The following is a 10,146-nucleotide window of genomic DNA, read 5'->3' on the forward strand; positions in this document are numbered from 1 at the left end:
GGAACAGCAGATAAAACAATAAACTATTCATATGGTGATGCAAATTGGAAGGATAAGTTAACAGCTTATGATGGAAAAGCAATAACCTATGATGCAATAGGAAATCCACTAACCTATGACGGATACACATATTCTTGGGAAGGTGGAAGAAGACTAAAATCAATAACAGGAAACAATAAAAATATAAGTTATAAATATAATGACAATGGGATAAGAACAGAAAAAACAGTAAATGGAGTAAAAACTAACTATACACTAAGTGGAGATTCAGTATTATTAGAAACAACAAATGATGAAAAAATACACTATACTTATGATTCATCAAATAACTTAGTAAGTATGAATATAGCAAGTGGCAGCAATCCAAGTATAAGTGGAGAATACTTCTATATAAGAAATCTTCAAGGTGATATAATAGGATTAATAGATAAAAATGGTACTGAAGTAGTAAGTTATACTTATGATACATGGGGTAAACCTATATCAATAGAAGGAAGTTTAAAAGATACTGTAGGAGTAAAAAATCCATATAGATACAGGGGATATAGATATGACAGTGAAACAGGATTATACTATTTAAATGCTAGATACTATAATGCTGAGTGGGGAAGGTTTATAAATGCCGATACTTTTCTTGGAATAGATGGAATGTTATTATCGCATAATCTATTTTCGTATTGTATGAACAACCCAGTAAATCATACAGATTAATCAGGATATTTTCTAGATATAATTGCAGATATTATATCTGCAGCTATAAGCATAATAAATGTAATTAAAAACCCATCAAGTGGAAAGGCTTGGTTGGCATTAGGTGCAGATGTTGCATGTGCTATACTTCCATTTGCAACTGGTGGAGGAGCAGCAGTAAGAGCGGCAACCAAAGTTGATGATGTAGTAGATACAGTAAAGGCAGTGGATAAAGGTTCAAGTGTAGTTAAGGGAGCGAACAAGGCTCCTAAAATGAATTATTTGGATGAAGTAAAAGCTCCAAATCCAGTAAGAACAAAAAATGTTACATCAGAATGGGATAATTTTTTAGGTAAGGGGCCACACAGCAATATAAATCCATATACTAATAATGTTGATTCAAATCGTATTTTTTCAGCAGATGGGGCAAGAAGTATAAGATTTGGAAATCATGAAATGGGAAGTTACGGTACAAATAAATTTCACTACCATGAGGAGATATGGGGATTCAACCCTTCTGATAATATAGTTGATGTTTCAAATCTTTTAAGAAGAATAGCGAGGTAGGATATTTTATGAAAGTAAAAATAGTTAATATACTAGAAAAAGATAATGAATATTATGTAAAAATCAAATCAGATTATGGTGCAATTTGTGGTGTGTGGAAAGAAGGAAAACCTATTTTGAATAAAGATTATTATATAGAGTTTTCTGTTGAAGAGCCATTAGAACTTAATAAAAATTTATTTATCAATAATAATAATAATAATAATATTCATTCTATTTTTATGGAAAATGATAAAATAATTTTAAATGGACAATATGATTCCTTAGATGAAGATGGTTGTTTAGCTATTAAATTAGGTAAAAGTATAATACTATTAGATTATATTACAAACAAAGAAAATATAAATATAACTGATTGTAATTTAATGCTTAAATTATCAAGCATTCAGATTTTCAATACTAATCTAATCTAACCTTCAATCTCTATTTTGCCCAGCAAACCATTATAACTGGTTAATGCTGGGTTTATTAATAAGTATAAAATCTTAAAATAGGGAATAGAGAGCGACAGATCCAAATATGTATATTGATAGAAGAATAAATGATACATCTGGAAAATGGAAACCATCAAAAACATTACAATGGAATTTCTTTAAATAAAGGGGGGAGTTTTATAATGTATGATAAAATTAAAAAAGTAAACTGGATAGATTCAATATTAAATGAAATAAAAATTGAATTTAATAAAATAATAATAAATATATTATTGGAATCTGAGGAATCTATTTCAATAATCTGTAACGAATTTGTATCTATTAAATATCTAGGGCAATGGGACGAGAGTATTATTAATTCAATTGAGGTATCATCTAATAGTGAGTTTATCAAAGAATCATTAGAAGTAGTAAGAAGTAATTATGCAGAAACGGAAATAATAGGTTGTAATAAACATTTAAATAATGAATGGTTACAAGTGACAATAAAGTTAATAGATGGTGTAGATATAAATATTGTGTGTAACAGTATTGAGATAACATAAAGTTGTAGTGTAGTCATAACAATTAATTGTGGCTGCACTCTATCTCTATTAACTTGAATTTAAATGAATGAATTAAGAAGCTAGGGATGACAGAATAAAATAGGGTAATTCAGAAACAAATACACTTTCTAAGGGGGGGAATTCATCAGTTAGTAAAAAAGATAGGCATCCAATTGAGTTACACCATAAAAATCAAAGTTCAAATGGACCTTTTGATGAGATACATGCGTCTGATCATAGATTTGGAGAAAATTACAAGAGTAATCATCCCGATTTTAATAATCCATCGAAGGTTAATAGAAAGGAGTTTAGAAAGAATGCTAGAGAGTATTGGCAAAAAGAATGGGATGTTGGAAGATGGAGATAGAAGTAAGGAGGCGATAGAATGAATAATCTAAAGTTTAAATACTTTAGTAATCCTATTAAAAATGCAGAGTTTACTGATGTAAAATGTCAAATATGTGGAATGAATGAGTATTGCCTTGAGGGAGAATACTTTGACTATGGAGATGATGTAATTTCAGTGTGTTTAAATTGTCTATCAGATGGAAGGGAAATGGTTAATGTTCCTGAATTTATTGAAAAGAGATTAGAAAAACATTTAAAAGAATATAAGGATTTAGGTGATGAAATAAAAGTAGATAAAAAAGTTAAAGAGAGTACGGAGGAGTTAAGAAAAAATCCTCCAGTTCCTTGGATTCAGTATAATGATTGGCAAGTGTGTTGTGGGGATTTTGTTAGATATATAGGAGAATGGGGTAAGATGAGATTAATAAAAATGCACCGGATGGAAATGGCGAAGGGTATATTTTATCAATTTTAGATGAGTTTAGTAAAGGGAGAATTGACGATATAGAAGAGTTTTGGAATGATATCGGATTAAATACAACAATTTTTACTTTTAAGTGTATAAAATGTTCTAAAATTATTGCAGTATATCAAAGTTACTAAAGTATGGAATTTAAATAAAAAACAGTAGTATAATTAGATTTTCGAATATAAATAAATTTAATACAAAATTAAAATAAAAACTAATTATATATTATAAACATGAAAGAGTCAATGTTTCTAAATAAAGAAGCATGGACTCTTTTCTATGTGAAAAAATTTAAGGAGGTAAAGAGGAGGTGTCAATTAATTTAATTACTATGGATATATATTTTACAATTAGTAAAATAATTTAATAAGTATTAATATAACAAGTGGTAGTAATACAAGTATAAATGGAGAATACTTCTATATAAGAAATCTTCAAGGTGATATAATAGGATTAATAGATAAGAATGGTACTGAAGTAGTAAGTTATAGTTATGATACATGGGGTAAACTTATATCAATAGAAGGGAGTTTAAAAGATACTGTAGGAGTAAAGAATCCATATAGATACAGGGGATATAGGTATGATACCGAGACTGGATTATATTACTTAAATGCAAGATATTATAATCCTGAATGGGGAAGGTTTATTAATGCAGATGGTATTGTCGGAACTCCAGGGGGGCTTTTATCAGCTAATATGTTTGCTTATTGTGGAAATGACCCTGTAAATAGAGAAGATAGCAATGGATACCTTTGGGGATTTATTAAAGCATTTGTATCCCAAATTGCAAATGCAATTAATGTATTTAGACCTATATATGCAGTAGCTGGTGGAGCTGCATTAGTAGATGGACCATTACCAATAGGGGATTTAGTTGGACTTGTTATTGCCAGTGTAGCAACTATTGCTGTGGTAGGAATTGCAACGTATAATAGCATAACATATTCTAGTGAATCAGATTCAGATGATGGAAATCTAGAGGTATCTAAAAAAGGAAGAGAACCATCTCCAACCATAGATAGAAATACCGGTGAAGAAGTAGGGCGATTTGTTGCCGATGATAAAGGGAATGTAATGATTGAACCAAAAGATGGAAGAACAGTGAGCGCCGGTAAAGGAGGAGTGGATACACATACTTTATATCCAAATGGATCAAATTATCATAGATATAATCCAAACGGACATCCTCCTAATTCAACTATCCCTCATGGACATGGGCATTTAAAAGGTACAGGCCCTGGTATGAAAGGACAAGGACCATCAATTGATGTTAATGGAAATGCAGTTCCATGGGATAGTGCAGGTGCACATTGGAAAATAAGATAATAGGGAGATGATAGACAAATGAGTCCAATTGAGTTTTTAAAATCAATATATTTAGGTGATAGATACTGTGAATCTTTAGACATAGATCATGAAAAAAAAGAAGTTAAGATCAAGGTGAATCGTATTTCACGTATTAGAGATAAATCAGGAATTTGGGAATATTATTATGATGAGGATATTGAAGATGGAGTTATAGTTATATATGGTGTTAATAATGTTGTATTGGATGAGTCGGGATTACTTCCCAATGACCAAATTTATGATATTTACGCAATAGAAATAAACAATGGAATTTATGAGTTTACAATTGAAACAAGTTATGTTGATGAAGAGGCCATAACTACTGATTTAATTTTTAAGTTCATTGGTAAAGGGGTGTATTTACTAAATCCAATCAATCCTAATATTAAGATTGAAAATTGAGGATTATAAAAAAGAAACTATGAATTCTAGGATGGTCCGATGGGAAAATTTGGATGTTTCTTGAAGCTTCAAATGGTTCTCTAGATAATATATTTAATTAATTTGAAGCTTTAGTAAGGGTCAAGTATAGAGAATAATTATAATATGGGAAGATGTGCATTAAATTTACGAAGTAATAAAAGTAGTTAAATAAAAAGTCAATCTGAAAAATTATTAATGAATGGCTAAATAAAGTGGAAATTTTATAATAAACAAATGAAGATTCTGAAAGTCTCAGGGCTTAGGGAACATGCTAAGTCCGAAGGATGGACTAGAACAAAAACTCCAAATGGACCAGAAAAATGGGAAGATAAGAATGATATTCCTAGAATAACTTTGAAAAAAGGAACTCAAAGGGTACCAGGAAGTGAGATGCCACATGTTGAAATAAAAGATTCAACGGGTCAGAGGATAGATAGATTTGGGAATCCAGTTTCCAAAAGAAGTCAAGGAAATCATACACCTATACAATGGGATGTAATTGATTAGGGAGGAATAGGATGAATATAGATTGGTATGTATTTGAGGAAAGCTATTTATTAGATATTAACTATAGAATATGTAATTCTAAGATAATTATTAGCATTGATGATAAGAAAAGTAAACAGCATCCTTCAGCAAGTCAAATTAAATCTTATGAAGATACATTCGAAGAGATAAAATTAGTACTTAATGGAGTACAATACTATAGAGGAATAAATAGTATAAAGATAAAAGATTATCCTAATGATGATATAGGAAGTATTTACTGTATAGAAATAGTTAATAGCCAATCAATAGAAGATGGGCTTCAATTTAAATACAAGGATAGTTCAATGAAGATTTCAATAAAAAATAATAACAAAGTTATAGGGGAAGTATCATCGAAAACTAAGAATGTTAAGTTTGTCGAGTTCGTGTCAGAAATGATTACTTTTAGAGCAATGGTTACAGAATATGAAGTCATATTAAATGAAGATAATATAAAATAGCTAATAGCATATAAAAAATTAGATAAGTTAAAACTACCTATGTATATATATGGTAGTTTTAATTTTTGAAATTATGATGGTAAAAGGTGGAAAGACAAGCTTTCATTAAAATTAGTAAATGGAGTTAAAATAAGATATATACTAAATGGAGATTCAGTATTATTAGAAACAACAGGTGATGAAAAAATCCACTATACCTACGATTCATCAAATAACCTAGTAAGTATGAATATTTCAGGAAGTAGTGATTCAAGTATAAATGGAGAATACTTCTATATAAGAAATCTTCAAGGTGATATAATAGGATTAATAGATAAAAATGGTACTGAAGTAGTAAGTTATACTTATGATACATGGGGTAAACCTATATCAATAGAAGGAAGTTTAAAAGATACTGTAGGAGTAAAAAATCCATATAGATACAGGGGATATAGATATGACAGTGAAACAGGACTATATTACCTAAATGCTAGATACTATAATCCTGAGTGGGGAAGGTTTATTAATGCTGATGAATATGTAGGTCAGGTTGGTACATTACTATCATCTAACATGTTTGCATATTGTTTGAATAATCCAGTGAATTTACATGATCCAAGTGGAAGTTGGTTTGCTTTAACATTTCCTTTATTGGGGCAGGTAGCGACAGGAATATTAAGTACCATAACGGCAGTTGTTTCTTCACCAGTAGTCATTGGAGTTGCTCTTGTAGCAGCAACAGGATTTTTAATATACTCAGGGTATAAATACTATACATCTACGGTTTCAAATAAGAATTCAGAAAAAGTTCAATCCAATTCAGATTATGTTGATGTGGAAATCGTAATACCTAGAAGTAAATATCCAGAGACTGCACAACATGTAGAAGATGCGATAAAAAGTGGCCATCCAGATGAATTAACAATTGAGAGAAGTAAGTCCAAATCTAATAGAAAAGAGTCATTGAAAGCTAAACCGAAGGTAAAAGATAAGGATTTAGATGAATACCCTCCTGCCATGTTTAAAGAAGGTGGAGCTGGAGCAAGTGTGAGACCTATTGCTCCTTCTGATAATAGGGGAGCAGGCGCGTGGATGGGACAAAAATTGAGAGCTTTTCCTGATGGAGCAAGGGTACGAATAAGAATTGGGGATTAAAATTTATATATTAAGGAGAGAGTGAAATAAATGAAGCAATTAAGTGAATTAATTAATAATGAAGAATCGGCTTGGAAACTAGTTGATAATTGGTTAAAGGAAGCTATCAATAAAGTAGAAATCTTACAACCGTCAATTGAGGATTCTGAAAGAGTATTGTATGATTTACAGGTTACCACAAAATCAGTTTTAGGTGCTATAGCATATAATTGTGGTGGAATACTGATACAAGATGGCTGGATAAGAATACTAGGCAGTGGATCAAGAAAGCTAAAGAGAGACATTTCGGTATGGAATAAGATAAATATTGAGAATGAAAATCCAAGAATAGGTGGTGCACTTTTAGTTGCAGATGATGTTTTAGGCGGATTCTATGCAATAAACGGTGGACAGCTTAGTGGTGTTGTTGGTAATGTATTTTATCTAGCTCCAGATACGTTAGAATGGGAGGATTTAGAACTAAGATTTTCAGAATTTATCTACTGGACGTTTGTAGGTAATATAAATAAATTTTATGAGTCTTTTAGGTGGTCGGGATGGCAAGATGAACTTCAACAGATTTCTGGAGATGAAGGATTTTCTATTTACCCTTTCTTATGGGCAGAGGGAGAGAAGATTGAGAAACGTTCTAGAAAAGCAATACCAATTGAAGAAATATGGGAATTAACAATTGAAAACAGAAAGAAGTTATGTATTGATTAATATATGACCTACAAATATAATTTTGAAAATCTTCTTAATATCAAATAGATCTAGCTAAATTTATAGTTCTTTATAATAAGAGGTCATAATTGGTTGATGTATCTACTGCTTGTATTAATTTAGATGTAGATAGTTACTTCATAATAATATTAATTTGTAGCAAGATTAATATTATCTCAGTAGAGTTAAAAGAAAAAATAAATGTATATTAATAATTACACTAAAATTAAGAGCTAATGTTCAGAACGTTGGCTCTTTTCCTTTAGAAAAACAAGTAAAAGGAGAACAATGATGACAATAGATTTTGTAGGGAAATTCAAAAGATACTTAAGGTTAAAGGGGAAAAGGTAACTTTTAATTGTAATGATTTATAGGCAGTATACTAACCTATGATGGATACACCTACACTTGGGAAGGTGGAAGAAGACTTAAAGCAATAACAGGAAACAATAAAAATATAAGTTACAAGTATAATGATAATGGAATAAGAACAGAAAAAACAGTAAATGGAGTAAAAACTAGCTATATACTAAGTGGAGATTCAGTATTATTAGAAACAACAAATGATGAAAAAATACACTATACCTACGATTCATCAAATAACTTAGTAAGTATGAATATAGCAAGTGGCAACAATCCAAGTATAAATGGAGAATACTTCTATATAAGAAATATTCAAGGTGATATAATAGGATTAATAGATAAAAGTGGTACTGAAGTAGCAAGTTATAGTTATGACACCTGGGGACAATTAATATCAATAGAAGGAAGTTTAAAAGATACTGTAGGAGTAAAGAATCCTTATAGATACAGGGGATATAGGTATGATATCGAGACAGAATTATACTACTTAAATGCTAGATACTATAATGCTGAGTGGGGAAGGTTTATAAATGCCGATACTTTTCTTGGAATAGATGGAATGTTATTATCGCATAATCTATTTTCGTATTGTATGAACAACCCAGTAAATCATACAGATTCATCAGGATATTTTCTAGATATAATTGCAGATATTATATCTGCAGCTATAAGCATAATAAATGTAATTAAAAACCCATCAAGTGGAAAGGCTTGGTTGGCATTAGGTGCAGATGTTACATGTGCTATACTTCCATTTGCAACTGGTGGAGGAGCAGCAGTAAGAGCGGCAACCAAAGTTGATGATGTAGTAGATACAGTAAAGGCAGTGGATAAAGGTTCGGATGTAGTTAAGGGAGTAGTTAAAACTGCAGACAATATTAAACCATATACAAAATCAAGTTTAAAAATGGGACAGAACATGCACAAGGCTTATAAAGCCGATGTTGTTGATAATATTATAAAATTTAAGGAATATAGACTTCCGAGTGGAAGAAGAATAGATTTTATCGACTTCGGAACAAAGACAATTTATGAATTAAAGCCATATAACCCTAGGCAAATTAAAGCAGGTACAAAACAACTTGAAGGTTATTTAAAAGAAGTTGAAAGTATATTTGGAAGAGGTTGGAGTACTGTGTTAGACACATATTAGGAGGAATTATGAACAGAAAAGAATTTAAAAAAGCATTATGTAGCGTATTATCTGAATATGGGTTTGAAACTAAAAAAAATATTTCACGTGTTGAAACCAAAGAATTAATTATTGTAGTAGCAACACAGAAATCTAATTTTGAGAATAGTTATTATATTAATTTTGGATTTCTTATAAAAAGTCTAAATACTGATATTGATAATCCAAAAGATAATCAATGTGATGTCTTTGGAAGGTTTAATTTAGATATTAATGGAGAAAAGAGAAGCGTTATTGAATATGAATTTATAGAGCATGAGGAGTTTTGTTATAAATTAAGAAAAAGTTTAGATTATACAATTAAACCAGTGATGGATTTTGGGCTGAAAAAGTATTTTGAGCTTTTCCCAATGGCCTTGATGACGGCAACACTAAAAGCAAAAGAATATTTAAGTAAATAAAATTAGCAAACATAAGCTTCCGTTTATGCTATAAGCAAGGGCTATCGTATTAGTTCATTAAAATTCGTCATCGATAGCCTTTTTTTCTATTTCAAAAATAACTTTTATAGGTGCTATTTTACTTTTAGTAAGGATATAACTTCCAGTTGCCTCCTAGCACCTATGAGAAAGTTTTTTATTTTCAAAGAAGCTAATAATAAAATCATCTTTATGATTTATGGTTTTTACAAGAATATGTAGAACTAAAAGTATCTAATAAGTGGGGGTTAACACCGATAGATTTAGCTAGTAAGCTTCCGTATAGGAAAGAAATTTTTGAAAGAATGAGAGATTATTTTTATCAGAAATAAAACTTTCAATGTGTAACATATCAGTATGATAAATTAGATAGGACTATAGGCAAAAAGTTTAATGGAGATACAGAAAATAGATATACTTATGATTATGATGCAAATGGAAACTTAGCACTGCAAAAAGATAATACCACTGGTATATCTACAAGATATTTATATGATTTTTCTAATAGATTATCAAAAGTT

Annotated in this window: 14 protein-coding genes and 1 pseudogene; all 15 read left to right on the forward strand. The window is 30.2% G+C overall.

The window, feature by feature from the left end; genetic code table 11:
* A partial coding sequence (locus tag ABDZ60_RS08935; RefSeq protein WP_343777591.1) for an RHS repeat-associated core domain-containing protein occupies nt 1-711 on the forward strand: 711 nt, incomplete at its 5' end.
* Nucleotides 712-804: 93 nt separating this feature from the next.
* A complete protein-coding gene (locus tag ABDZ60_RS08940; RefSeq protein WP_343777593.1) occupies nt 805-1,257 on the forward strand; it encodes a hypothetical protein in 453 nt (150 codons plus the stop codon).
* 8 nt (nt 1,258-1,265) lie between these two features.
* Nucleotides 1,266-1,670 carry a hypothetical protein gene (locus ABDZ60_RS08945; RefSeq protein ID WP_343777595.1) on the forward strand — a complete coding sequence of 135 codons (405 nt, stop codon included), beginning with the start codon at nt 1,266-1,268 and terminating at the stop codon, nt 1,668-1,670.
* A gap of 203 nt (nt 1,671-1,873) precedes the next feature.
* Nucleotides 1,874-2,236, forward strand: coding sequence for a hypothetical protein (locus tag ABDZ60_RS08950; RefSeq protein WP_343777597.1), 363 nt, complete (start codon nt 1,874-1,876; stop codon nt 2,234-2,236).
* Between the two features lie 136 nt (nt 2,237-2,372).
* Nucleotides 2,373-2,603: pseudogene (locus ABDZ60_RS18660) on the forward strand (HNH/ENDO VII family nuclease); the annotation flags it as partial.
* A gap of 18 nt (nt 2,604-2,621) precedes the next feature.
* Complete coding sequence (locus tag ABDZ60_RS08955) at nt 2,622-3,059, forward strand: CbrC family protein (protein ID WP_343777599.1); 438 nt, start codon at nt 2,622-2,624, stop codon at nt 3,057-3,059.
* A gap of 450 nt (nt 3,060-3,509) precedes the next feature.
* Complete coding sequence (locus tag ABDZ60_RS08960; protein ID WP_343777615.1) at nt 3,510-4,382, forward strand: RHS repeat-associated core domain-containing protein; 873 nt, start codon at nt 3,510-3,512, stop codon at nt 4,380-4,382.
* An 18-nt stretch (nt 4,383-4,400) separates the two neighbouring features.
* Entirely contained in the window at nt 4,401-4,805 is a 405-nt protein-coding gene (locus ABDZ60_RS08965; protein ID WP_343777601.1) for a DUF6258 family protein, read from the forward strand.
* A gap of 255 nt (nt 4,806-5,060) precedes the next feature.
* Nucleotides 5,061-5,333, forward strand: a complete 273-nt coding sequence (locus ABDZ60_RS08970; RefSeq protein WP_343777603.1) for a hypothetical protein — start codon at nt 5,061-5,063, stop codon at nt 5,331-5,333.
* A gap of 11 nt (nt 5,334-5,344) precedes the next feature.
* Nucleotides 5,345-5,815 carry a hypothetical protein gene (locus tag ABDZ60_RS08975; RefSeq protein ID WP_343777605.1) on the forward strand — a complete coding sequence of 157 codons (471 nt, stop codon included), beginning with the start codon at nt 5,345-5,347 and terminating at the stop codon, nt 5,813-5,815.
* A 186-nt stretch (nt 5,816-6,001) separates the two neighbouring features.
* Nucleotides 6,002-6,949 carry an RHS repeat-associated core domain-containing protein gene (locus ABDZ60_RS08980; RefSeq protein WP_486187733.1) on the forward strand — a complete coding sequence of 316 codons (948 nt, stop codon included), beginning with the start codon at nt 6,002-6,004 and terminating at the stop codon, nt 6,947-6,949.
* A gap of 30 nt (nt 6,950-6,979) precedes the next feature.
* A complete protein-coding gene (locus ABDZ60_RS08985; RefSeq protein ID WP_047001729.1) occupies nt 6,980-7,651 on the forward strand; it encodes a DUF2625 domain-containing protein in 672 nt (223 codons plus the stop codon).
* A gap of 89 nt (nt 7,652-7,740) precedes the next feature.
* On the forward strand, nt 7,741-7,863 hold the full coding sequence (locus tag ABDZ60_RS08990) for a hypothetical protein (protein WP_278279876.1): 123 nt from the start codon (nt 7,741-7,743) through the stop codon (nt 7,861-7,863).
* Between the two features lie 401 nt (nt 7,864-8,264).
* Nucleotides 8,265-9,167, forward strand: a complete 903-nt coding sequence (locus ABDZ60_RS08995; RefSeq protein ID WP_343777611.1) for an RHS repeat-associated core domain-containing protein — start codon at nt 8,265-8,267, stop codon at nt 9,165-9,167.
* An 8-nt stretch (nt 9,168-9,175) separates the two neighbouring features.
* Nucleotides 9,176-9,607, forward strand: a complete 432-nt coding sequence (locus ABDZ60_RS09000; protein WP_343777613.1) for a DUF4304 domain-containing protein — start codon at nt 9,176-9,178, stop codon at nt 9,605-9,607.
* Nucleotides 9,608-10,146 lie beyond the last annotated feature (539 nt).

Origin of the sequence: Clostridium sartagoforme (genome assembly GCF_039521405.1) — a bacterium.
GTDB classification, from domain to species: Bacteria; Bacillota; Clostridia; order Clostridiales; family Clostridiaceae; genus Clostridium; species Clostridium sartagoforme.